This is a genomic window from Flavobacterium sp. AK-301, from assembly GCF_058310215.1.
The window spans coordinates 158,944-182,770 of the sequence record NZ_JBZEES010000004.1 but is presented as its reverse complement, the minus strand read 5'-3'; the positions used below and the strand labels follow the sequence as shown (position 1 = coordinate 182,770).

Sequence of the window (23,827 nt, the reverse complement as noted above, 5' to 3'; positions counted from 1 at the left end):
ACTAACCTATGAAAAAAATATTTACTCTTAGTTTGTTTTTTTGTTTAACATTTGGTTTTGCACAACAAAAACTAAAAAAAGCAGATAAACTATTTACAGATCTCTCTTATGTAGAAGCAGCAAAAGCATATGAGATGTATCTTGCTGATGAGACCAAGCCGACTGTTCAGACTTTAATGAAAGCAGGAGATTCTTATTATTATATTAATGATAGTAAGAATGCCTTAAAATGGTATCAGAAATTATATGATATTCAGGGAAACAGTATTTCTCCATTATACAGAATGAGATATATTGAATCTTTAAAAGGAGAGAAAGAATACGAGAAGGCAGATTTATTAACGGAACAATATTTAAAAAGTACAGGTGTTCAAAAAGATATTTCCCGTTATGTAGCTCAAAAGAAAAATTTAGACAGTTTATTAACGGCACCACCAATATATAAAATATATAATTTAAGTGTTAATAGTAATAAGTCAGATTTTGGAGCTTCTTTCTATGGTGATAAGATTGTATATGCATCAAGCAGAGATACTACAAAGTTTAGCAATAAACTGTATTCCTGGAATGGACAGCCTTATTTGAAATTATATGTTTCAGAAAAAAACGGAGCCAATGGAGAAATTACAAATGGAGAAATTTTTCTACCAGAAATAGAATCCAGATATCATCAGGCAACAACAACTTTTTCTAAAGATCTGGGAACTATTTATTATGCTACTAACATTCTTAAAAAGAGAAATAAACTTTTGAATGATAAATCAGGGATAAATAACTTTCAGATAATAAAAGGGACTATTAAAGATGGTAAAATTGTAAAAGAAGAGAGTTTACCTTTTAACAGTAAAGAGTATAGTGTAGGACATCCATCATTAAGTGCTGATGGGAAATGGTTGTTCTTTGTTTCAGATATGCCGGGAGGATATGGAGAAACAGATATTTATGTTGTAGAGGTTTTTGAAGACGGACAAATGTCTGCTCCAAAAAATTTAGGACCAACAATCAATACCATTGGGAGAGAAATGTTTCCGTTTTTTTCAGAAGGAATCTTGTATTTTTCTTCAGAAGGGCATCAGGGGCTTGGAGGGCTTGATGTTTTTGAAAGTAAGTTAACAGGGCAATCGAATTTTTCTGAACCTAAAAATTTAGGTCCGGTAATAAATAGTAATGCTGATGATTTTGCTTTTATCATTGATCCGACTAATACTTATGGGTATATATCATCAAATCGAACTATGGGTAAAGGAGATGATGATATTTATTACTTTACAAAATCGGAACCAATTTGTAAACAGATTGTTTCCGGAAAAGTAACAGATAAAAATAAAAAAATAGGTATAGCATTAGCAACTGTTAAAGTATTTGATGCTTTTGGGAAAACAATAAATGAAGTAAGTACAAATAGTGACGGAACATATAAGTTAACGATTCCTTGTAACGCTACTTACAAAGTCATTGCTTCAAAAGAAAATTACACACCAGAAGAACGAGAAGTAACCGCAACAAAAGAACCTTCTAAAGAGATAAAAGATGTGGATTTTGAATTGACGGATCTGAATGATCTGATTGTTATAGAAGATAATAAGGAGAAAATAAAGGTAAATCCTATTTTCTTTAATTATGATAAATCAGATATAACTGCTCAGGCAGCGGAAGAATTAGATAAAGTGGTGTTTGTTATGGATAAGTTTCCTAACATAAAAATTAAAATTGAATCCCATACTGATTGTCGTGGTGCAGACAAGTATAATTTGAGACTGTCAGATGCCAGAGCTAAATCGACCCAAAGATATATTCTTTCTAAAGGTATTGATGTGGGACGTATTGAAAGTGCGATAGGTTATGGTGAAACGGTATTAAGAAATGGATGTAGTAACGGAGTAAAATGTACTGAAGCGGAACATGCTGTAAACAGAAGATCAGATTTTATCATTATAGAGAAATAATGTATTGATGTTGTTTTGTTTTGAATTAGTTAGAATGATGATGTGTTTTTTTAAACATATCATCATTCTAACTATTTTTAAGGAGGTGTGTATGTTTTTATACGAAATTATTTTTATTTAATTAAGATTATAATGTGTTTTATTCCTTGATATTTGTTAAATTGTTTTAAGTAATTTTAGTATATATTTTAATCTCTTCAGATGAGTTTGGGTAAGGTAAGAATGTCCTTTTCTATTATAAAACTAAGTTTTACTTTACTGGTTATCTTTTTTTTATCAGTTAAAACATTTGGGCAAACAAAAGTATACGCTACTAATTATGGTAGTAGACAATCAGGACCCGGGGTTTTGGGAGTTCTTTCAGCCGGGTTGGTTACTAATCCGGGAAATGCGGTTGTACCTAATGTTAATGATGTTAATTATGCAGAGCTTTCTATTGGTGGTTTGTTAGGTAATGCTTATGCAGAATATCAGTTAAAATTTATTAATGGTTCACAAAATTTACCAGCAGGAACTTCTGTTTATGTTCGTCTGGATAATTCTATAAACGCAGGGCTTCTGGGATTATTAGGAGCCAGTAATGGTACCGTAACAGCTTATAAAGATGCACCTTCAGCAAATACAACTACAAATTCTACAGGAGGTACGGCAGTTACTTTAAATGCTGCTGATGTTGTAACGATGACAATTGGAGGGCAGCAATATATAAGAATAACTCCAACACAATGTTTTAATGCAGTACGTTTTGCAATAACAAGTGGTGGATTGTTAGGTTTATTATCCAGTGCAGATTTGAGAATATATGATGCTTATTATAATTGCCCGACAATTACAATACCCACTCCTGCACCAATTTGTTCAGGAAGCAGTGCTTCTCTGAGTATTACGAATCCCGATACTTCGTGTACGGTCTATAGCTGGTATAATGTAGCATCAGGAGGAACTGCTTTAGGAACAGGAACAACTTTTAATACAGGAGCTTTAAGTAGTACTCAGACATTTTATGTAGGAGCTTCCAGTTCTGATATCAGTTGTGGACGTACTGCTGTTACTGTTACTGTAAATAATGTCACTGCCGGTGCTATCAGTGGTTCTCAGACGATCTGTTCCGGAAGTACTCCTTCGGGATTAACGGTTAGTACAGCAGCTACCGGTTCAGGAACATTAACATATCAGTGGCAGAGTAACACAGGTTCCGGTTATACCAATATTGTAGGCGCCACTTCGGCAACCTACAGCCCACCGAGTTTAACTGTGACTACGTCTTATCAGCGAATCGTAACTTCGACATTAAATAGCGTTGCGTGTACCGCAACAAGTAATGCAGTAACAATAACGGTAAATAGTGTTACATCCGGCGTTATCGGCAGTAATCAGACCATTTGTTCCGGCGGAACTCCGACAGGCTTAACCTTTAGTACCGGAGCTACCGGTTCCGGTACATTGAGTTATCAATGGCAAAGCAGTACCGGAGGAGGTTATAGCAATATTAGTGGAGCTACTTCTGCAACTTACAGTCCACCAAGTTTAACGGTAACGACTTCTTATCAGTGCGTTGTTACTTCGACGTTAAATAGTGTTGCGTGTAGTGCTACGAGTAATGCAGTAACAATAACGGTCAATAGTGTCACTTCGGGCGTTATCAGTGGTTCTCAGACGATCTGTTCCGGAAGTACTCCGACAGGTTTAACCTTTAGTACCGGAGCTACCGGTTCCGGTACATTGAGTTATCAATGGCAAAGCAGTACCGGAGGAGGTTATAGCAATATTAGCGGAGCTACTTCTGCAACTTATAGTCCACCAAGTCTAACGGTAACGACTTCTTATCAATGCGTTGTTACTTCAACATTAAATAGTGTTGCGTGTACCGTAACAAGTAATGCAGTAACGATAACCGTAAATCCTTTACCAACAATTATTTTAGGAACAAATCCAAGAATTTGCAGAGGAGTAATTTTTGCTGTTTTATCCTATGGAATGACAACAGGAAATCCGATAACATATAGTATACAATGGGATAGCGTTGCAATAACAGCAGGATTAGTTAATATAAATAATAATTCATTATCGGCAACAATAGAAATAACCGTTCCGGCAGGAATATCCGCAGGTACTTATAATGGTATTGTTCGAGTAAAAAGCAGCACATGTGAGAGTATTGATTATGCATTTACGATCACTATTTATCCCAATCCGGGTTATCCGGATCTGAGTATTTTAGCTGTTGATTAATAAAACAGGAAACAACAAACTCAAATAAATAATCACATTAAATAAAATGACCCATGAAAACATTAATTACCTCCTTTAAAAATAGCATAATGATATTTATGTTATTAGGCTCTTTGCATATTTTTGCACAGACACCTGTTTTTCAGTCTCCAATTTCAACACCGACAAATTTACAGGTAGGTACACAGGTTTCAGGTACCCCGACGGTTACGATAGTAGATGGAGCAGTTCTTTTCTATAATCCCGCAACGACTGGTCCGACATTGACTTTGTCCGCAAGTTTAACAGATAGTGGTACGCCACAACAAACTTTTACAAGTTATTCCTGGCATGAAGTAACAAAGTCAGCAGGAAATGAGAATGAAGGAGCTTCTTTAGGATCAGCTCAGACTTTGACTTTAGGAACAGCTTTAGACGGACTGGAACCGGGTTACCATAAATACAGAGTATATGGTAATGTTGCTAATACCGGTGTTACTTGTCAGTCTGCCTATGAGGATATTATACTGTTTGTATTACCACCATTAACAACGACAGCAGGAGTAGCCGGAGGTACATCTGTAGCGTATTGTACTAATGATCTTCCTGCGGCTAATACAGCTCTTACTTTTAACTCGTCTGTCGTGTATGACGCGACTTACCCGTTATATAGTTCTGGATTTTCAAATCCGGCGGCATCAGACTTTACATTGACCTACAAATGGTATGCTTTAAAAGACGGAAATACCGCGGCACCTATTGATTTGGGAACAGCAGCTACAGCAGCAGCTACAATTTTTCCGGATGCAGGTACCTATACTTTCTTTGTAGAAGTAGAATATATCAACACAATTAAAGACAAAGGAGCAAGAACTTATGTTACTTATAAAGGACAAGTAATGGATGGAGCAAACCCTGTTACCGTTGTTGTTTCTCCGGCTCCGGGTGCACCAACAATTACGATTACTGGAGTAACAGACTAATTCAGAATCAAGTTGTTTTAATTATTTATTAAAGTAAACCCTTTAATAGGTAATTATAATCTATGCTTATGAAAATTAGAGCATTTATCTTCATCATTTTTATGCTGATTTTTTGGCAAGGATCTCTATGGTCACAAATCGGTAATCAGGAAATTGTAGTTTCTCCGGGAAGTACAGTAACCCTTACTGCAAATGCGACTGATGGAGTAAGCTACCAATGGTTTCATAATAATATGATGATTAAAGATGCCACAGCAGTACAATATTTGGCAAAGTTACAGGGTGTTTATACTGTAGTGGCTTTTAATGCTCAGGGTTGTCCTTCTCCGATGTCGTCGGAAGTTAAAGTTATTTTTACAAAAATTCAGCCTCCAATATATGGCAATACACAGGCTTTTTGTGACAACCCAATACCAACAGTTGCTGATTTATCAATACAAGGACAAAATATAAAATGGTATGATCCGGTATTAAGAATACCTCTCCCGAGCACTACGCCTCTTATAAACAATAAAAAGTATTATGCGACTCAAACCATTGCAGGAGAAGAAAGTGTTGCAGGTATTCTGGTGTTAGTACAAATTATTTCTGTTCAGCCTCCCACAACAAATTATGTAATACAACAATTTTGTAGCAGAAATAGCCCTGTAGTTTCAGATATTCAGATAAATGATTCCAATGTTAAATGGTATGATCAGCAAACAGGAGGTAATGTTATTTCCATTACCACACCTTTAAAGACCGGAACAGTTTATTATGCAGCAAAAACAGAGATGGGAGTTATTAGTTGTGAGAGTGCAACACGACTGGCTGTTACCGTAATAGTTAATGATGAATCGGCACCAATAATGGTTTCCGGTAAAAATACGGTTTGTATCGGCGAAGAAGTGGTCTATACAACAGCAGAAGGAATGTCAGATTATAGCTGGTTAGTAGAAGGCGGAAAAATAACAGAAGGTGGAAAACAAAACGATTCTTTTGTAAAAATTCTATGGGATAACAAAGGTCAGGGAACAGTAAGTGTTTCTTACACAGATGACAAAATGTGTAATAAAGATGGTGTCGGAACATTAGAAGTTGTGGTTAATGTATGTTCAGATCTTATCATTAGTAAAACAGTAGATAATATTACTCCGCTTATAGGAGATGTAATTACGTTTACAATTACTGTAGAGAACAGAGGATCTGATATGTTTAAAGATATTATTGTAAGTGAAAATTTACCAGAAGGTTTTGCTTTTGTAAATTCAAAAGTATCTATTGGTGATTATGATAATATATCCGGATTATGGAATATACCGATATTAGCAGAAAACCAGACAGCAACACTTACTGTAAAAACCGAAGTTCTCAATGATAAAGAAGAAGATAACAATAATTATTTTAATAAAGTAAATATAGAATCTTCAAATCCATCAGATATAGACTTGATAAATAATCATTCAGAAGTTTTGGTTAAACCGGAATGTATCATTATTTACAATGGGTTTTCCCCTAATGGAGACAATTTGAATAATTTTTTCAGAATTGATTGTATAGAAAACTATCCGAATAATAAGGTAGAAGTATATAACAGATACGGTAGTTTAGTATATTCAAAAAAAGGGTATCAGAATGATTGGGATGGCGTGGCGAATGTAAGTAATGTTGTTGATAAAGGAGAAACATTACCGGACGGAACCTATTATTATATTCTGGATCTTGGAGATGGAAGCAAAGCAAAAGTGGGCTGGGTTTATCTTCAGAAGTAGAAGAAACGATCAAAAAAATATTTAGTAAAAGCATGTGTTTATGAAGTAAACAGATGCTTTTTTTGTTATAGAACCATTTGAGTTAATAAAGGGGGATAATATTTATTTTAGAGTTAATGTTTTATAATTAACGCTTATGTTTGTGTTTTTTTCAGAAAAAAACATCAATTCTGTTTTTTATTTAAACTAAAGCGAAATCATAATGCGTATAACTTCATGTAAGTATATTTTCACTCCATTAATTATTTTCTGTTTTCTTATTTCAGTTTCATCTTTTCGGGGGCAGACTGTTGTTTTTTCAGAAGATTTTTCTTCAGTAATAACAGGCAATACCACTTCATCAGGATCAAAAACCAAATGGAGCGGTAATGACAAAATCTCCGTGCTCAATAATGTTTATAAGGCAGGTAAAGCTATAAAATTGGGAATTGCTTCCAGTTCAGGAGCAATTAAGATTAACGCACTGGATTTAAGCAGAAACGGAGGGATATTTACCTTAAAACTGGATGTAAAAGGATGGAGTAGTGTAGAAGGAGATATAAAAATTACGGTTGATGAACTTTCCGAGCAGATTATATCCTACAAGGCAAAAATAGATGACCCTTTTGAAACAAAAGAAGTGGATCTGACAGGAGGAAAACCCAATTCAGTCATAACAATTGAAACCACTTCAAAAAGAGCTTTCATAGATAATATACTTATTTCTCAGGCAACATCCCCGTTTTTATTTGTTTCAGACCCGGCTCCTTTTGGAGAAGTATGTATCGGAGCGGAGTCGATAGACAGTCTCACTATCAAAGGTTCTTTATTGACCTCATTAATACAAATAAACGAACTGGAAGGATTTACTTTTAGTGAAATCAAAGAAGGGAGTTATTACACTTCCTTACAGATTGAACCTATTAGAGGAACAATACAAGAGAAGAAAATTTATGTAAAATTCACCCCAGATTCGGTTAAATCGTATAATGATCCCGTTATAATACAATACCAAAAGACATCAGAGATAAGAATTTCTGTTTCAGGAAACGGGGTCGATACTAATCCGACAGTAAACAATAAGCAAGTAGATTCCATTACAAATAATAGAGGCGTACTCACAGGTAGTATTGTAGATCAGGGCTGTTTAGTTATAACAGAAGCAGGATTTGAATACAATAAGAATAATGATTTTGACAGCGGGACGAATAGTACAGTAAAAGCAACGTTTACAGAACAAAATACTTTTCAGGCAACCATAGAAAATCTGACAGATAATACCCTTTATTTTTACAGAACCTATGTTGTTGGGTCTAATAGAGTAGTTTACAGTAATTCAGACAGTCTTATCACTTTAAAAATCGATATACCCGTAAGTCTGGAAGCCTCAGAAGAAGAAGGAATATCTTTTACAGCAAACTGGACAAAGATTAAAGACGCAGTCAGCTATAGATTAGATGTAAGTGAATTTCCCAATTTTGGTATTCCCGTTCCTTCCTCAGATCTGATACTATCAGAATATATCGAAGGAAGTTCAAACAATAAAGCAATTGAAATATATAATAATACAGGCAGGACAATAGATTTATCCCGTTATTCAGTAAAAAAGCAAACCAACGGAAAAGGAGCTTTTACAAGTAAACTGAAACTCAAAGGAAGTATAGAAAAAAACACTACCTATGTTATTGTTCATGCCAGAGCCAGTACAGCCCTTAAAAGTTATGCAGATATAGAAACAAACAGTAGTGTTATGACCTTTACAGGAAATGATGCAATAGCATTATATAAAGATTCCTTACCAATAGATATAGTAGGAATTATAAACCAGAAATCAGATTGGGGTAAAGACGTTACTCTGGTAAGAAAGCCCCGGAAGATACACCCTACAAAAGATTTTTCTATTAAAGACTGGGAGTTATTTAAAACAGACACATTTGATAATCTTGGGAAGCATATTTCAGGGCAGTATGACCCCTTCTTTGTTACCATATATGAAGATTTGAATATTGGAGAAGTAAATTCCTGTAAAATAACCGATTTGCAAAAAGAAAAAGAATATTACTACAGAGTTCGCGCAGTAGGTTCAAACAGTATTTCTTCCTCTTCTAATGTGATTTATGTACCTGCCAAAGTAAAAACGCCTGTTTGGAATGGAGAAAACTGGTCAAATATAACAGGTCCCGACATAACGTTCGATGCCATTATCAAAGGAGATTACACCACCTTGTCGGCTCCGATCACGGCTCGAAATCTGATCATAAAATCAGGAGAATTTACCATTGCTTCCGGTACATCCGTTATAATAGAAAAAGAGATGAAAGTAGAAGGAGGCACCGTTTTTGTCGAAAACAAAGGCAGTCTGTTACAAATAGAAGATAGTGATAATCAAGGAGAGATTCTGGTACAGACAGAAAGCGAACCCATGTTGCGTTTCGATTATAGTTGTTGGTCATCACCTGTCGAGAAGCAAAAGCTATTTGATTTCTCTCCCGAAACCTATCCAAATACCTTTCATGTTTTCGATCCTGTTTCAGGAACAAAAGAAATAACAGATTCAGAGAACGATTTTGAAACAGCCAGAGGATACCTGATACAAACCCCCGCTTTATGGTCAAGAAAGATTAAATCCCCTTACTTTGGAGATTTCACAGGAGTGCCCAATAATGGAATAAAAACCATTTCCTTACAACAATCAGGATATAATTTAATAGGCAATCCTTATCCGTCACCCATAAGCATAGATAAGTTCATAGAACAAAACCAAAGAGCCATGGATGGAACTGTTTATTTCTGGATACCAAATCATTCAATGAATAATGACAGAAGTTATAAAGCAGGTAATTATGCCGTTTACACACAAGCCGGAAGTACCTCAACCCGATCTGACGGGATTTCTCCAGAAGCAGTTGTTCAGCCCGGACAAGGCTTTTTTATAAATACACTTACTGATAATGCTGAGGTGGTTTTTACAAACCAAATGCGGCTTGCAAACCACCAAAACCCCTTTTTCTCTACAGTTGAAGAAACCCTTGCCCAATCTGATAAACCAGAAAAACAGCAATTTCATCTAAATCTGACCAATGACGAAGGCATTTTCAGTCAACTCGTAATCGCTTACAGAACAGACGCAACAAACGGTGTTGATAAAGGAATTGACGGCCGGATTTTTAAAAGTCCCGAAAGTAGTTTCTATACATTAATCAATAAAGAGCAATACGCAGTTCAGGGAAGACCCCTCCCGTTTAATGACTCTGATACAATAACAATAGGCTATAAAGTTTTAAAGTCTGGTGAGTATACAATAACCTTAGACAAAGCAGAAGGAATATTTAATAACGGTCAGTCTGTTTATTTAAAAGACAATAAAACAAACCGAATACATAATTTAGGAAGTAAAGCTTATAATTTCAGTTCAGAAAACGGAGTATTCAATCAAAGATTTGAGATTCTGTATAATACAGCAGAAACAGAAAAAACTCCTTCAGAAAATAAAAGGATAATTATTTATAATCAGGACGGAATTTTAAATATTGAAGCAAAAAAAGATACAATCAGAGAAGTTGCTATTTTTAATCTCGGAGGAGAAGAAGTCTACAGACAAAAAAAATTAAATACAAATGCAGTGGCAATTCATAATTTTACACCCGTTAATCAGGTTCTGATAATCAAGATCTACACCATGAGACAAGGAATGGTATTTAAAAAAATAATATATTAAATTAGAACAGTGAAGACTTGCCCGAAGATTTTATGTTTGAGCTCAGTCAACAAGAGTTTGATAATTTGAGGAGCCATTTTGGCTCCTCAAATTTAGGCGGTACAAGATATGCACCTATGGCATTTACAGATTCTATCACTAATGCAAAATCACCGTATAAAACTTATTTTAATATTTAATTCCATTTTGTGTTTAGAAACAAATTATTCAAAAGAGAATAAGAAGCGTTATTTTTGTCTGCTGACGAGCATTCTTTTTCCGCTTGTATCCTTATAAAAGCTTCTTTTATTTTTAAATCGGTAATACAGGACAGGTCAAAAAAACACATATTATAAACTTTAAATCTCTTAATTATCCTTATCGAGTGTGCCTCAATTGAATACGTTATATTGTTTATTGTTATATCGGTTGTTTTATCATTAAAAACAATAATTTCATAGTCAGGTATATTATAGTAGATAATACCTTTATCCTCTAAGAACTCTAAAAAAATCCTGGTTTTCGGATTAATTATTACGTTGTTAATATAAATTACTTCTATTTTATCCATGTTGATTTAGTTTATAAATTTCTTTTTCGGATTATAAAAGAAGTTATATTTATAATGTTTTTTATTCAGAAATAAGAGTTTCTTCCCTAGCAGGTTCTTCCCCTCTCAACTGACCATTTTTAGTGTATGTTTTCCAGTCTTCTACTATTTCATCGTTTTTATAAGATCCTTTTAGAATGTACCCACTTTCATGATGAACAACCCATTCTCCTTCTTTTTTATCATTCTTATACCTTCTGATTTCTTTGATATCGCCATTTTTAAAATAAAAAATCCAGTCGTCTTCTTTTAATCCCTTCTCAAAATTTCCTTTTGATTTTAAAGTGCCATCATTATAATAAGAAGTCCATGTGCCCTCTTCAATTCCGTTTATATAATTGTCTTGCGAAAATATAGTTCCATCATTAAAATAAGCAGTCCATTTGTTCTCTTTTTCTCCATTTTTATAATTTCCTTTTATAAAATTCCCATTTTCATAATATTGAACCCATTCACCATCTTTTTTTCCGTTCTTATAATTCCCTTTTAATTTTAAATTTCCGTTCTGGTAATAAGAAACCCATTTACCATCTTCTATTCCTTTTTTGAAATTCTTTTTAAAAAACATATTTCCGTTTTTATAATAGCAAATCCATTCACCATTTTTTTTCTCGTTTTTATAATACCCTTCTAAATTTATATTACCATTTTTATAATAAGAAATCCATTTACCTTCTTTTTCTCCATTTTTGTAATTCTCTATTTTGTAATTTCCACTATATTCATAGGTTATCCATTCATCTTCTTTTTTTTCGTTTTTATAGTTTCCTTTTGAGGCTATTTCATTATATGAATTATAATAAATCCATTCCCCTTCTTTTAATCCGTTTATAGTTTTTCCTGTTTTTTTTTGAGCATGGAGCATTACAGGTAAAAGAAAAACCATAATAATATAAATTGTTTTCATAATTTTATTTTTATATAATTTAGTCATTGTTGAAATCTTATTTGGTTATTAAAATTAGTTTTTTTGATAAAAACACTTAATCTCATGGTTTTACATATCGATAAGGTGAGTATTGAGCATAGACTCTGCTTATCCAAGTGTTGTCAGGAACATCATCTTTTAAATAACATACCCGTATTATATTGCAATTAGATTTATTATCTATAAAAAAATAGGTTTTATAATTATTAATTGTATAGGTTATATAAATATCAGTACTATCCTTATATTCTTTATTCCATAATTTTTCAGTTGATATTTCCTGATATGGAATTTTTAAACTATCATAGTAATGATTAATATCCTCTTTGTTTTTAAAAAGAGCCGGTTTATTGCCGTTTTTAGGTGGGGGGGGGTACAAATATCTTTATATACCAGTGTGTCATTTCTATAGAGATAGGTTATCATTCTGTCTTTTAATTTGTTTTCCAGGTAATTTTCCATTTGTTGTGTCCATTTTTTTTCACCAAAATAAGGAAGAGGAGCCGGAATATCTTTTCTGGGCATAACATTAGAGTAGACAACATCTCTAAAAGGACCTCTTTCATAGGTAGTATCTCTTCCACGACGGAGTGCAACCCATTCCCAGGTATATTTATAAAATCCGTTTTCCAGTAATTCTTTTTCCGTTATTGGTGCATTGCTATAATGGTTTATGGTATCTGTTTTTCTACAGGAAAACAAGGATATGCTTATAAATATTAAATAGAGATATTTCATCATGGCTTTACATATCTATAAGGTGAGTATTGTTCATAGATTCTACTATTCAAAATAGCTATTAAATTAGGATCCTTCTCTTTTAAATAATAGACCTGTATTATATTGTGATCGTTATTGCTTATAAAAAAACAAGTTTTATACTTATTAATAGTATAGATTATATAAAGATTAGTACTATCCTTTTCTATTCGATTCCATAATTTTTCAGTTGATATTTCCTTATACGGAATTTTTAAACTATCATAATAACGGTTAATATCTTCCTTTCGATTAAAGTAGATTTGTTTACTGTTTTTTGTAGGGGGGGGTAAGAATAAATCTCTTTATAGACTAACGTATCATTTATATAAAGATAGGTTACCATTTTGTTTTTTAATCTATTTTTCATATAGTTTAGCATTTGCTGTGTCCATTTTTTTTCGCTAAAAAAAAGGAGAGGAGATGCAATATCCTTTCTAGGCATAACATTAGAATAAGCCATAGTTCTAAAAGCACCTATTTTATAGGAAGTATCTCTTTTTCGTTGAAATGTAATCTGTTCCCTCGTATATTTATAAAATCCGTTTTCCAGTAATTCTTTTTCGGTTATCGGTGCATTACTATAATGGTTTATAGTATCTGTTTTTCTACAGGAAAACAAAAATATACTTATAAGTGCTAAATACAGGTGTTTCATGGCTTTACATATCGATAAGGAGAGTATTGTTCATAGACTCTACTTACCCAATAAGCTATTCGTCTAGGATTGTCATCTTTTAAATAACAAATCTGTATTATATTGCAATTAGATTTATTATCTATAAAAAAATAAGTTTTATAATTATTAATAGTATAAGTTATATAAAGATTAGTACTATCCTTATATTCTTTATTCCATAATTTTTCTGTTGATATTTCCTGATATGGAATTTTTAAACTATCATAGTAATGATTAATATCCTCTTTGTTTTTAAAAAGAGCCGGTTTATTGCCATCTTTAGGGGGGGGGGGCATACAAATCTCTTTATATATCAGTGTATCATTTCTATAGAGATAGGTTATCATTCTGTCTTTTAAGGTGTTTTCCAGATAATTTTTCATTTGTTGTGTCCATTTTTCTTCACCAAAATAAGGAAGAGGAGTCGGAATATCTTTTCTGGGCATAACATTAGAATAAGCGGTTTCTTGTATACTGTCACCATAATGATTTATCCATGGCTCTGAACTGTATTTATAAAACCCATTTTCCAGTAATTCTTGTTCAGTTATCGGAGTATTACTATAATGATTGATTCGATCTGTTTTTCCACAGGAAAATAAAAAGGGACTTATAAAGGTTAAAAACAATACTTTCATTGTGCTGTTGTTTTAATTTGATTAGACTGGATAAAATTGATTTGAAACTTTTTAATTTGTTTTAAAATATCTTCGTTACTAACCGTTCTTTTTCCTTGCTTTCGTTGATAGCGTTCTCCGTCCTGACCATGATCAGCCTCATAACGCTGATTATAGGTAGTTCCTTTTATTTGATACGGTCCTTTTATAGGGAAAACATCATCTGTTTTATTTATTTGACTTTCAAATCCCAATAAAAAACAAAATAAGTTTATTGCTTCTTGTGCTATCAATATTGCAGGAGCACCGGTAGAAAGCGGTATAAAACTGGTAATACCTCCGGCTATTGCAATTTTATCTAAAACGCCTTTTATTTCATTTCTAGCCTCTGTTACCAGAGCATAAGTATAGTTAATATCTAATGTTCGGTTTACTTTACAGGCTTCCTTTACATAATCGCCCAGTGTGCCCAGATCATATATCAGTCCATTTGCTAGCTGTGCTTTATTTTGTTCTATTACTTTAGCATGCAATCCGGTAGAAGCATCAATCATTTTAGTCACTTTTGTTGTTATCTTATATTTCTGATCTAAGGTATAAATAATGGAACCTCCTTGCTCGATAGCCAGTATTTTATATGTGGTAATTTGGCGTTCACCACTTATAATTTGCCCTATATTATTAATATAAAACGTTAAAGCACTGATATAATAGATTTTTTCTTGCATATTATTCCGCTCTTTTTTTTTTGGTGCATCATAACAAGCATGTTTTTGCAGGCTGGTTACAGCGGTAACACAATGTTTTAGACCATTTATTTTTTTATTGATACTCTGGGTATAATAAGCCCAGGAAAGATCTCTGTAAGGGTGTTTTTCCCACGGTTCCGTTATTGTTGGCGGGATATAATCCCCATATATAATAGCTGCTGTTATCATGATTTTTCGCTGTTTAATATTACTTTTTTAGTACTGTTTAGTTGTAGCGTTCCGTTAGTTGCAGTCAGTTTTACAGAAGCCGCAACGGTTTCTATTTCCTTTGCCACAATAGTATAATTCGTTTTGATATGGGTTGTTTTAGTCCCTGATTTTTTTATAATTGCCATATTTTTTTATTTTTATTTCATACTCGATTTTTCTCCACTGTTTACTTTAATATCTTTAGCACTGTTTAATAATAAATCCTCTTCCGTGGCGGTAATACTTATTTTTTGTGCTACTTCCCGTTTTTGTTTGTTAATATAAGTCGAGCTTTTACCCTCTATTATTTCGGTTTTAGCATTTGTGATTTCTTGTAATTCACCATCGGCAATTTGTATAATGTCCTGTCCTGCTTTTTCAGTAATATTTTTTCCTGCCGTAGTAGTAACATTTTCCGTTGCGATCAGGTTAATATTCGGAGCTTTGATAGTGACTGTTTTTAAGGCTTCTATATTAAAAGCGTTTTCTGTGCTGTCAATATGCAGTAGATTTCCTTTTTTGTCCCCCAGTTTAATATTCTTTAACTCTTCAAATTCCAGATAATGCCCTGATCGGGTTTTTATGATTTTAAAATCATTATTGGGATGCGCCGCTCCGGAAATTGCTTTTCCGTTATAATTTGCCCCCGACACATAAGGCGCATCCGGATTATTGCCCTGAAACGAAACGAATACCTCGTCTCCAATTTCCGGTATAAAATACTGTCCTCTGTCACTTCCGGCATAAGGCGTTTGCACGTTGATCCAGTCGCTTTCATTTTCGCCCGAGCGTTCGCCCCAAAAGTATTTAACACGTACACGTCCCATACCCAGAGGATCATTATTATCAAGTACCCGGGCAGGCTGATCATAAACAAAACCCCTGGCTTGCGAATCCGTATACGGAGGATGAATACAATCTGCCGGAATCCCTGTAAATTCATTGCGCAGATTCCCTTTTCCCACACTATAAAAACTGCATTTCGTTATAATAATATAATGCGTTACCGTTTTGTTTACAATCGTTACAATAGTACCCACATTGATCGGTTCTCGGGTTTCCACAGTATAGAATACCATTTGCGCCGCTTTTCCCGCAGTGTCCAGTTGGCTCATACGATCAACATCCTTTTGATTATTTACCAGAGGGCTGTAAGCCTGAAAAGGAATCATATCATTCATTGTTCGTCTGTATTGCGAACTCTGAGCATCAATAGCACTTTTCATCAGATCGTCCGAAGTATGGTTTTTAGTCTGTTCCAGTTCTGATTTTACAGAAAGAGCCTCCCGTTTATCATAGCCCGATAATCCCGATTTATTACTCACTAATCCGATTTCCATACCCAGACTTCGAATATCTACACCGTTGACCAGTGTCATTTTAGAATCCATTATTTGTCCAAACTGTAAGCGGACTCCGTCCCAGTAAAACCATTCCCCATATTGTTTTGCTAAACGGGTCATATATTCCCAGTCCGTTTCATTTGCCTGCATAGAGCTCGGGATTTTGTCCCGATAAACCGGTGTCATATTTTCCGGTTCCCATAAACCGCACATGTGTCCTGCCATACTATCCTTAGCAATTGTGGCTAAATTTTTATTGAGATGTAGTCGATGATGTTTCAGATCCTCCATAGCGATGGTATGGCTGGTTCCTGTGACCATGAATCCTTGAGTTACACCATCTCTGTTTATCATTTTCAGTCCCGTAATTAGTCCTTTATACAGAATTTCTTTTCCCGAGGTGGTATAAAAACAAAAAGAAATTTGATTATCCATATTATTTCTGAAATAACCAAAGTCTTCCAGAGGCTTAGTCTCTAAACTTCCCGATATGCGCCATAAAAACTGAAATCGACTGTGCTGAAGTATCTCCTGATGTATTTCCAAGTCGGAGTAATGCACAAATTTATCATACATAGGGATACGTATTACTACTCTTTTTTCAATGTTCTTTCTTTGAAATTCCATCATATTTTGTATTGTTAGATAATTGTTTGTTTTAATGTTATTTTAGTATAAAAATATATGTAAAAATGCTAATATAATGTAACAGAAGCAAACAATAAACATAATGTATGAAAATAAAACAATAAAAACAAAGCTGTTTTATATTTACAAAATCTTATTTGTATCGAAAAAAAGATAAGCCAAAGGTTTTTTTATTTGACTGTCAGAGGTATAGAGGAGAATATGTTTTTAATACGTAAGATCTTGCAGTAGTGTTTCAAAGACTTCCGGGTTTTCTGTTATTAAGATTTGTATTTCATGATATCCGATTATCTAAAAAAAACACCTTTTTTATCGGAAATAGTTTCTACATTTACAATTCTTAAAATTACTACATTAAGAGATTACATATTGCCCTTATACCATGTTAGGCGGTTTTGGAAACGACCGCAAATGCCGTAGTAAGCATTAAGACGACTAAAGTATAAGGGTTTTATTCTTTAAATTACTACATTATGAACAACCAAAAAGACCAAAACACTCCAACATCAATAAACCTTGATGTCTTGAAAAACCTTGACAATTATTTAACCCTGTCAAGAAAAGCAGGAAGTGTTTTCCCTAAAGGAACCGAAACAATAGAAGTTCCGTTTGGTGATTATTCCCATTTATTAACCACAGCAAATTCTTTGGTTCAAACCAGTAGATATGCCGCGAAATATGGCGAACAAGGAGCGTCAGGACTCGAAACAGACGATATTTTTTTTCATATTAGCCAAACCTTGCAGTTAGTACAAAATCTATTACCTTTTCTCGAAATAGAATTTATCGATGCAGTAAGAAATAAACACGTTCTGTCAAAAGAATCAGCAGTAACCGTTCCATTAGACGAACTGTAAATAGAACAATAGTTATAAAAACAAAAACCTCAACGTTGTTGAGGTTTTTTTGATATATAATAAAAATATTATGTGATCTACTAAGGCAAAGGAGTAATCATATTTAAAATTTCCTGAGGAACCTCATCAAGATACATTTCATTCTGAATTCTGTTATCAATAAATCGCGCATCCCTGAAAGTTCTGAAATTTGCACCCGATCCGGAATCAAAACGCATTCTCTTTCCTGTGATCTGATTAATTGCCGTACTCAGCAAAGGTTCGTTAATATCTCCCAACTGACTCAGATTTCCTATATCCTCCTTTAAAGAAATAGTAGGAATAATACCATCCTGATAATCGCCAAAACCGTCTTTGTTAATTGTTTTCAGCACAAGAGGTTGCATAGCATATTTATGACCTGAATTTTTATTATTAGCACCAAAGGTAGGAGAATCATATAACGTAATAGAGCCCACATTTTTACCAACAGTAACATCACCTATTTGAATAACACTAATATAAGGCTTTAAACCATTAATTAATAATTCACTTGCCGAAGCAGTTCTCGCTGAGGTCAGAATATATACCCTGTTTAAATTCAGACTATTAATTGCAGCTCCGTTCTGTAACTGATTCGTAAAAGAATTGATCAGAGCATTCGGATTTGTTTTATTAATATAAGCCTCAACCTTACTGTTCCATTGCTGTTTAGCAAATACCTGACCCGTAAACTGACCCGTAATCATACTAGCCAGTCGGGCAGAAGAAGTAATTAATCCACCGGAATTATAACGAAGATCAAGAACAAGATCCGTAACACCATCAGTAGCAAATTGTCCAAAGGCAGCATTCATTTCACCATCATACTCTCCATAAAAACCATTATATACCAGATAACCTATTTTGTGATTATTAACCGTATACGTTTGATGTATCAGAACCGGATTTTCAGAAAACGCTGTTTTTGTCAACGTAACCGATTTTCCATTAGGAGTAATAGCACCATTATTATAATCCGCCAGATTCAGAATATAACTATCAGCCTGTAATAAATTATTATAATTATTTACCGTAAGTGGAATACCATTTACCGCATAAAAAATATCACCTCTCTTAATATCCTTATCCGAAGCATTAGAATTAGGCAGGATATACCTTACCCAGCCAAAAATGTCCGAAGAACTTCCATTTTTATAGACCAGCCCATAATCTACACCATTATTTTTTGAAGTTCCCTGTAAAACCTGTTCCAATACAGTATAATCACTAAAAATAACACTGAAACGATCCGTAGTTCCCTTTTGATATAATAAACTGTTAAATAATTCAGTAGGGTCAGAAAAGCGGGCAAGATAAAGATTAAGATCCTGTTGCGTTGCAAATTTATCATCTGTTAAGTCAGGAACATCCTCCTGCCATAAATAATAAAGATTAAGCCCTTTCCATATAAAATCCTGAACAGGAATTTTTTTATCATCCAGATCATCAGAACATGCCTGAAAAAGAAATAATGGTACAAATAACACTATAAGATATTGGAATATTTTTCTCATAAATTGAAGATTAGTTAAAGTCGTAAATATATTGATTTTAATGAGAAAACATTTTTTTTTGTAACAAAAATCACACTGTATTTTCTTAAGGTACAGGGGGCGACCGAAAATATAATCGTGAAATTATGGAATAGAAAACAAGTTTTATAAAACTATAATAACGTAGAAGATTTTGTTATAGCCGTAACATAAAATCATTGTTTAGATTAGTTAAAATCAAAAAGGGCAGGGAATTTGTGGATAATTTATAGTAACTTTTCAGATTAGTAAATAGATCAGGTAGCCCTTTTCGGAGGAAGAAAACAAGTAAGAGAAGCAATAATTAAAAAGCATAATTATGGAATCTGATAAAACAGAAGTAGAAGAAAAACATTTTGAAGGAACAGCCGACATTGCCGACGAGAATGTTTTAAAAACTAAAAAACACAGAGTACTATGGTTATCAATTGGCGTAACAATTGTATTTTTGTCCGGAGCATATATATATTATGTAAACAATAAACAACAAAAATTGGGTACATTTAATGATCCCGAAGTAGCTTTTAAAGAAACACAAAAAGCCTTATCTATGTTGTCCAAGAATATAAATACCGGTATAAAAAGTATGCAGCATATTGAAGAATATCAAAAAACAAAAAAAATAATTTTTAAACAATAGACAAAAATGAAGAAGTTTATAATCACAATAGTGTTAACAGTAATCCCAAGTTTGTTTTTCTCGCAAACAGCCTTTGATAAATTCGATGGGCAGGATAATGTAACTGCAGTTGTAGTGAGTAAAAAAATGTTTGAGATGATGGGTAAAGTCGAAATGAATAAAAATGACAAAGAAGCTCAACAATATCTGAACTTACTTAAAAAGCTGGATAATTTAAAAGTATTTGTAACCACAAGCACTAAAGTTGCCGGAGATATGAGATCTACAGTAGATAAATATTTATCTTCAAACGCACTAGAAGAGTTGATGCGTGTAAATGACGGAGGGAAAAACGTAAAGATATATGTTAAATCAGGTACACCAGATACAAAAATTAGAGAGTTGTTGATGTTTGTAGAAGGAGAAAACGGAAATGAGACTGTATTAATGTCATTAACAGGAAACTTTGATATTAATGAGATTTCAGTTCTAACCGATAAAATGAATATACCCGGAGGTAATGAACTAAAAAAAGCCTCAAAAAAATAAATCAATATTTTTAAAATGAGAAGAAGTTGTTTTCCTACAAGGTTTTAAAACCTTGTAGGATTTTTTTATTACAGGAGTTTATCCATGATAATCCATTTGTTTTCTAATTTTATTTTCTGCCTCTTTTCCACTCCATTTTTCACATAAATAAAGTCCCAGATCAATAGAAGAAGTCACTGTTCCTGATGTGATCACATTATTATCCTCTACAATTCTTTCTTTTATAACCTGAGCACAATAAGGCTCCAAAGCTTTATATTCCTGATGATTCGTAGTTGCTTTTTTGTTTTTCAAGAATCCCGAAGCGCCAAGGATAAGACTTCCTGTACAAACAGAAATTTTATACTCAGTGTTTTCAGCGGTTTTAATCCATGAAATAAATTCGTTGTTAAATTGTAACTCCCTTGTTCCAAAACCACCCGGAATAATTATAACATCATAACCAGTCAGAGGATTTCGGATTTTATCCGGTATGATTTTAAGACCAAAATTATCAGTAACTGTATCAGTAAAAGAACAAATATCCCAGGTCAAATTAGGTAAATAGTTTAAAGTTTTAAGTCGGCTTATCGGATCATAAACACCTATGAAATCAAGCCAGGTTATTCCGTTAAAAATGATATATGCGATTTTCATTGGATTATTTTTTAAGATTATTTTACCTCTTTCCACCATTCTGAAAAAACCTGATTTTCCTCTTTTAAGCTTACAGGCTCTCCGATCATAGGAGTCAGCAGCTGAATAGCTTCATTTTTACTTAAATCCGTTATTCTGTTCAGTGGTTCATCCCAAGAGTGATTTGCTAATGAAAATTTTGAAGAATGAACCGGAAATAGTTTTTTGGTTTTCAGATCTTTTGCTGCCTGTACTACTTCCTCAGGCTGCATATGGATGTATTTCCAGCTTTTGTCATATTGACCATTCTCTAAGATAGCTAAATCAAAAGGACCAAACTTTTCCCCTGCTTCAGCAAAGTGTTTATCATATCCGCTATCACCACCTATGAATAACTTAGTTGTAGGAGTCTCTAAAACAAAAGAAGTCCATAGAGATACATTTCTTGAAAAACCTCTTCCGGAAAAATGCCTTGCAGGAACAGTATAAACAGTAAAACCGGATTCTAGTAAAACCTCCTCATTCCAGTCTTTCTCAATAATATTATTTTTATCAAAACCCCAGTATTCAAAATGTTCTCCTGTGCCTAAAGAGCATATTATTTTTTTAATTTTTGATTTTAATTTCAGGACTGTTTCATAATCCAGATGATCCCAGTGGTCATGAGAAATAAAAAGATAATCGATTTCCGGAATATCATCCGTTGTATAAGCATTGGTTCCGTTAAAAGCTTTAGTCGTAAAAGAAACAGGTGAAGCAGAATTACTGAAAACAGGATCAACTAAGATTTTTTTTCCATCAATTTGGATAAAATAAGAAGAGTGCCCAAACCAGACCAATATATCCTTGTCCGGACTTAAGTCCAATAGATTTGTTTTTACAGAAGGAATAGTATCAATGGGTTTCATTCTTTCTTTTTTGGTAAAAAGAAATTCTTTAAGAACCGATAAAGGATTAGCTCCTTCCGTGAGGCTGGGGGTAGGGCTTAAATTTTGAAACTTTCCATTTTTATAATTAGGTGATTTTTTTATTATTTCTAAACGTTCTTTACCCGGAGTTTTCCCAAACTTAGGTTGCTGAACGAATACAAATACAGCAATAGATAGTATAAGGATTAGTGAAAGTAGTATAGTCATTATTCGTTTTATTATTTTTTTCATTTATTTTATAATTAGGAAATTTCAGAATGTTTGAAAATTACAAAAAGCATTCCAGATCTCGTTTTTACCTAATCTGACAGATTTTATGACTTTAAAAAATGTCAAAAGATTGTGTTGCAGATGTAAAGATTAATGATATGACAGATTGACTTTATAAAAAAAACATCATATATTAAAAAAACAGTGTTACTATCTATGAATAGTAACACTGTTTTTTTAATATATGATGAACAAATTTATTCCGCTACATCATATCCAAATTGGATTCCTGCTGTTCCACCAGTATGAATAAATAATTTCATAAATTCTTCAGATGTTTCAGCACGATTCCAGTCACGTTGTAGCTCACAGAATAACTGTACAACACTTACTGGTTGAGCACCTGCTTGTTCCATTCTGCGTAATGCCGCATCATGAGCAGCCAATGATGTTCCACCAACAGCATCCACTACAGGATATACTTCATAACCTTCCTTTAATGCATCAAGAGCAGGAAAAGAAAGACATGCTTCCGTCCATAAAGCAGTCATAATTAATTTTTTTCTTCCCGTTGCTTTAACAGCTTCCACAAATTCCTTGTCTTCCCAGGAATTGATTGTTGTTCTGTCATAAGAAGGTACTCCGTCCAGTTCCCTTTTTAGTTGAGGTATGGTTTCTGTATTGAATCCCGTTTCAACATTAACAGTAGAAAGTATAATCGGCAAATTGTATAATTTAGCCATTTTAGCTAATCCGACAATATTGTTTACTAATTGTTGTCTGTCCATTGAAGCAATAGAATTGACTTGTACTTTCTGATAATCTATGATTATCAATGCTGCATTTTCAGGTGTTAATAAGTGATCATTTTTCTGATTGCGGATAGGTAAACTACTCATAATTTTTTGTTTTACAGATTATTATTTATTTTTTAAAACTTAAAGAGAGACAGTTGTTATAATAAGTGTTTCATGACGTTTAAGTAGTGTAAAATTAAGTAGCAGAGATCTCGTGGCACTTGATCTATGATAAGAAATACAGTATTTTCTTATTTTGGAAAATTAATTGAATAAAAGAGTCGTTTATTCCTGTAAAGTAGGGGAGTTCTGATTGGTTTGATTTAAAAGAACAGGGTGGATATAAAATAAAAAAGACAAATCAGAAATTTTCCGATTTGTCTTGAGAAGTGACTACGACTGGACTCGAACCAGCACGTTCTTTCGAACACCACCACCTCAAGGTGGCAAGTCTACCATTTCTCCACGTAGCCTTAAACAAAAAAAAGTTATTCGCTGAGGCAAATAACTTTTTGTGACCCGACTGGGGCTCGAACCCAGGACCCCATCATTAAAAGTGATGTGCTCTACCAACTGAGCTATCGAGTC

At 33.5% G+C, this 23,827-nt stretch carries 21 protein-coding genes and 2 tRNA genes; 9 read left to right on the top strand and 14 right to left on the bottom strand.

Going from position 1 to position 23,827, the window contains the following annotated elements; genetic code table 11:
- Positions 1-8: 8 nt before the first annotated feature.
- From AC4FQX_RS08790 to AC4FQX_RS08765, 6 genes are all read left to right on the top strand, one after another.
- Positions 9-1,946 carry an OmpA family protein gene (locus AC4FQX_RS08790; RefSeq protein ID WP_491167314.1) on the top strand — a complete coding sequence of 646 codons (1,938 nt, stop codon included), beginning with the start codon at positions 9-11 and terminating at the stop codon, positions 1,944-1,946.
- 201 nt (positions 1,947-2,147) lie between these two features.
- Complete coding sequence (locus tag AC4FQX_RS08785) at positions 2,148-4,178, top strand: DUF8696 domain-containing protein (protein ID WP_491167313.1); 2,031 nt, start codon at positions 2,148-2,150, stop codon at positions 4,176-4,178.
- Positions 4,179-4,231: 53 nt separating this feature from the next.
- Positions 4,232-5,140, top strand: coding sequence for a hypothetical protein (locus AC4FQX_RS08780; RefSeq protein WP_491167312.1), 909 nt, complete (start codon positions 4,232-4,234; stop codon positions 5,138-5,140).
- 68 nt (positions 5,141-5,208) lie between these two features.
- Complete coding sequence (locus AC4FQX_RS08775; RefSeq protein ID WP_491167311.1) at positions 5,209-6,891, top strand: T9SS type B sorting domain-containing protein; 1,683 nt, start codon at positions 5,209-5,211, stop codon at positions 6,889-6,891.
- A 202-nt stretch (positions 6,892-7,093) separates the two neighbouring features.
- Positions 7,094-10,588, top strand: a complete 3,495-nt coding sequence (locus tag AC4FQX_RS08770) for a DUF8693 domain-containing protein (RefSeq protein ID WP_491167310.1) — start codon at positions 7,094-7,096, stop codon at positions 10,586-10,588.
- A gap of 17 nt (positions 10,589-10,605) precedes the next feature.
- Positions 10,606-10,767, top strand: coding sequence for an ORF6N domain-containing protein (locus AC4FQX_RS08765; protein WP_491167309.1), 162 nt, complete (start codon positions 10,606-10,608; stop codon positions 10,765-10,767).
- Here AC4FQX_RS08765 and AC4FQX_RS08760 read toward each other — a convergent pair.
- From AC4FQX_RS08760 to AC4FQX_RS08725, 8 genes are all read right to left on the bottom strand, one after another.
- The gene (locus tag AC4FQX_RS08760; RefSeq protein WP_491167308.1) at positions 10,764-11,138 is read right to left on the bottom strand and encodes a hypothetical protein; all 375 of its coding nucleotides are present in this window, start codon (positions 11,136-11,138) and stop codon (positions 10,764-10,766) included. The two genes, AC4FQX_RS08765 and AC4FQX_RS08760, sit on opposite strands and share 4 nt — an antisense overlap.
- A gap of 61 nt (positions 11,139-11,199) precedes the next feature.
- Complete coding sequence (locus tag AC4FQX_RS08755; RefSeq protein WP_491167307.1) at positions 11,200-12,084, bottom strand: toxin-antitoxin system YwqK family antitoxin; 885 nt, start codon at positions 12,082-12,084, stop codon at positions 11,200-11,202.
- Between the two features lie 315 nt (positions 12,085-12,399).
- Positions 12,400-12,846 carry a hypothetical protein gene (locus tag AC4FQX_RS08750; protein WP_491167306.1) on the bottom strand — a complete coding sequence of 149 codons (447 nt, stop codon included), beginning with the start codon at positions 12,844-12,846 and terminating at the stop codon, positions 12,400-12,402.
- A gap of 232 nt (positions 12,847-13,078) precedes the next feature.
- Complete coding sequence (locus tag AC4FQX_RS08745; RefSeq protein ID WP_491167305.1) at positions 13,079-13,522, bottom strand: hypothetical protein; 444 nt, start codon at positions 13,520-13,522, stop codon at positions 13,079-13,081.
- Positions 13,519-14,181 carry a hypothetical protein gene (locus tag AC4FQX_RS08740; protein WP_491167304.1) on the bottom strand — a complete coding sequence of 221 codons (663 nt, stop codon included), beginning with the start codon at positions 14,179-14,181 and terminating at the stop codon, positions 13,519-13,521. The genes AC4FQX_RS08745 and AC4FQX_RS08740 overlap by 4 nt, the downstream gene beginning before the upstream one ends.
- Positions 14,178-15,098, bottom strand: coding sequence for a hypothetical protein (locus tag AC4FQX_RS08735; protein ID WP_491167303.1), 921 nt, complete (start codon positions 15,096-15,098; stop codon positions 14,178-14,180). The genes AC4FQX_RS08740 and AC4FQX_RS08735 overlap by 4 nt, the downstream gene beginning before the upstream one ends.
- Positions 15,095-15,265: a hypothetical protein gene (locus tag AC4FQX_RS08730; RefSeq protein WP_491167302.1), complete on the bottom strand. Its 171-nt coding sequence runs from the start codon at positions 15,263-15,265 to the stop codon at positions 15,095-15,097. The genes AC4FQX_RS08735 and AC4FQX_RS08730 overlap by 4 nt, the downstream gene beginning before the upstream one ends.
- A gap of 12 nt (positions 15,266-15,277) precedes the next feature.
- Complete coding sequence (locus AC4FQX_RS08725; protein ID WP_491167301.1) at positions 15,278-17,092, bottom strand: phage baseplate assembly protein V; 1,815 nt, start codon at positions 17,090-17,092, stop codon at positions 15,278-15,280.
- Between the two features lie 491 nt (positions 17,093-17,583).
- Between AC4FQX_RS08725 and AC4FQX_RS08720 the strand changes: the two genes are divergently transcribed.
- Positions 17,584-17,967, top strand: a complete 384-nt coding sequence (locus AC4FQX_RS08720) for a hypothetical protein (RefSeq protein ID WP_491167300.1) — start codon at positions 17,584-17,586, stop codon at positions 17,965-17,967.
- A gap of 80 nt (positions 17,968-18,047) precedes the next feature.
- Here the strand turns inward: AC4FQX_RS08720 and AC4FQX_RS08715 are convergent, their stop codons facing one another.
- Positions 18,048-19,502, bottom strand: a complete 1,455-nt coding sequence (locus AC4FQX_RS08715; protein ID WP_491167299.1) for a GFO_1087 family putative carboxy terminal peptidase — start codon at positions 19,500-19,502, stop codon at positions 18,048-18,050.
- Positions 19,503-19,839: 337 nt separating this feature from the next.
- Between AC4FQX_RS08715 and AC4FQX_RS08710 the strand changes: the two genes are divergently transcribed.
- Positions 19,840-20,160, top strand: coding sequence for a hypothetical protein (locus AC4FQX_RS08710; RefSeq protein ID WP_491167298.1), 321 nt, complete (start codon positions 19,840-19,842; stop codon positions 20,158-20,160).
- Positions 20,161-20,166: 6 nt separating this feature from the next.
- Positions 20,167-20,688, top strand: coding sequence for a GFO_1090 family protein (locus AC4FQX_RS08705; protein WP_491167297.1), 522 nt, complete (start codon positions 20,167-20,169; stop codon positions 20,686-20,688).
- Between the two features lie 78 nt (positions 20,689-20,766).
- Here AC4FQX_RS08705 and AC4FQX_RS08700 read toward each other — a convergent pair whose 3' ends face one another.
- From AC4FQX_RS08700 to AC4FQX_RS08680, 5 genes are all read right to left on the bottom strand, one after another.
- The gene (locus AC4FQX_RS08700; protein ID WP_491167296.1) at positions 20,767-21,324 is read right to left on the bottom strand and encodes a DJ-1/PfpI family protein; all 558 of its coding nucleotides are present in this window, start codon (positions 21,322-21,324) and stop codon (positions 20,767-20,769) included.
- Positions 21,325-21,341: 17 nt separating this feature from the next.
- Positions 21,342-22,463, bottom strand: a complete 1,122-nt coding sequence (locus AC4FQX_RS08695; RefSeq protein ID WP_491167295.1) for an MBL fold metallo-hydrolase — start codon at positions 22,461-22,463, stop codon at positions 21,342-21,344.
- Between the two features lie 236 nt (positions 22,464-22,699).
- Complete coding sequence (locus tag AC4FQX_RS08690; protein WP_491167294.1) at positions 22,700-23,341, bottom strand: hydrolase; 642 nt, start codon at positions 23,339-23,341, stop codon at positions 22,700-22,702.
- A gap of 288 nt (positions 23,342-23,629) precedes the next feature.
- A tRNA-Leu gene (locus AC4FQX_RS08685) sits at positions 23,630-23,712 on the bottom strand.
- A 42-nt stretch (positions 23,713-23,754) separates the two neighbouring features.
- A tRNA-Lys gene (locus AC4FQX_RS08680) sits at positions 23,755-23,827 on the bottom strand.

Bases quoted from the DNA above. Each gene is read 5' to 3' on its own strand.
- AC4FQX_RS08790 (WP_491167314.1), top strand. From the start codon at position 9: ATGAAAAAAATATTTACTCTTAGTTTGTTTTTTTGTTTAACATTTGGT.
- AC4FQX_RS08735 (WP_491167303.1), bottom strand. From the start codon at position 15,098: ATGATAACAGCAGCTATTATATATGGGGATTATATCCCGCCAACAATA.
- AC4FQX_RS08730 (WP_491167302.1), bottom strand. From the start codon at position 15,265: ATGGCAATTATAAAAAAATCAGGGACTAAAACAACCCATATCAAAACG.
- AC4FQX_RS08760 (WP_491167308.1), bottom strand. From the start codon at position 11,138: ATGGATAAAATAGAAGTAATTTATATTAACAACGTAATAATTAATCCG.
- AC4FQX_RS08705 (WP_491167297.1), top strand. From the start codon at position 20,167: ATGAAGAAGTTTATAATCACAATAGTGTTAACAGTAATCCCAAGTTTG.
- AC4FQX_RS08780 (WP_491167312.1), top strand. From the start codon at position 4,232: ATGAAAACATTAATTACCTCCTTTAAAAATAGCATAATGATATTTATG.
- AC4FQX_RS08770 (WP_491167310.1), top strand. From the start codon at position 7,094: ATGCGTATAACTTCATGTAAGTATATTTTCACTCCATTAATTATTTTC.
- AC4FQX_RS08745 (WP_491167305.1), bottom strand. From the start codon at position 13,522: ATGAAACACCTGTATTTAGCACTTATAAGTATATTTTTGTTTTCCTGT.
- AC4FQX_RS08710 (WP_491167298.1), top strand. From the start codon at position 19,840: ATGGAATCTGATAAAACAGAAGTAGAAGAAAAACATTTTGAAGGAACA.
- AC4FQX_RS08725 (WP_491167301.1), bottom strand. From the start codon at position 17,092: ATGATGGAATTTCAAAGAAAGAACATTGAAAAAAGAGTAGTAATACGT.
- AC4FQX_RS08755 (WP_491167307.1), bottom strand. From the start codon at position 12,084: ATGAAAACAATTTATATTATTATGGTTTTTCTTTTACCTGTAATGCTC.
- AC4FQX_RS08690 (WP_491167294.1), bottom strand. From the start codon at position 23,341: ATGAGTAGTTTACCTATCCGCAATCAGAAAAATGATCACTTATTAACA.
- AC4FQX_RS08740 (WP_491167304.1), bottom strand. From the start codon at position 14,181: ATGAAAGTATTGTTTTTAACCTTTATAAGTCCCTTTTTATTTTCCTGT.
- AC4FQX_RS08750 (WP_491167306.1), bottom strand. From the start codon at position 12,846: ATGATGAAATATCTCTATTTAATATTTATAAGCATATCCTTGTTTTCC.
- AC4FQX_RS08700 (WP_491167296.1), bottom strand. From the start codon at position 21,324: ATGAAAATCGCATATATCATTTTTAACGGAATAACCTGGCTTGATTTC.
- AC4FQX_RS08785 (WP_491167313.1), top strand. From the start codon at position 2,148: ATGAGTTTGGGTAAGGTAAGAATGTCCTTTTCTATTATAAAACTAAGT.
- AC4FQX_RS08720 (WP_491167300.1), top strand. From the start codon at position 17,584: ATGAACAACCAAAAAGACCAAAACACTCCAACATCAATAAACCTTGAT.
- AC4FQX_RS08695 (WP_491167295.1), bottom strand. From the start codon at position 22,463: ATGAAAAAAATAATAAAACGAATAATGACTATACTACTTTCACTAATC.
- AC4FQX_RS08715 (WP_491167299.1), bottom strand. From the start codon at position 19,502: ATGAGAAAAATATTCCAATATCTTATAGTGTTATTTGTACCATTATTT.
- AC4FQX_RS08775 (WP_491167311.1), top strand. From the start codon at position 5,209: ATGAAAATTAGAGCATTTATCTTCATCATTTTTATGCTGATTTTTTGG.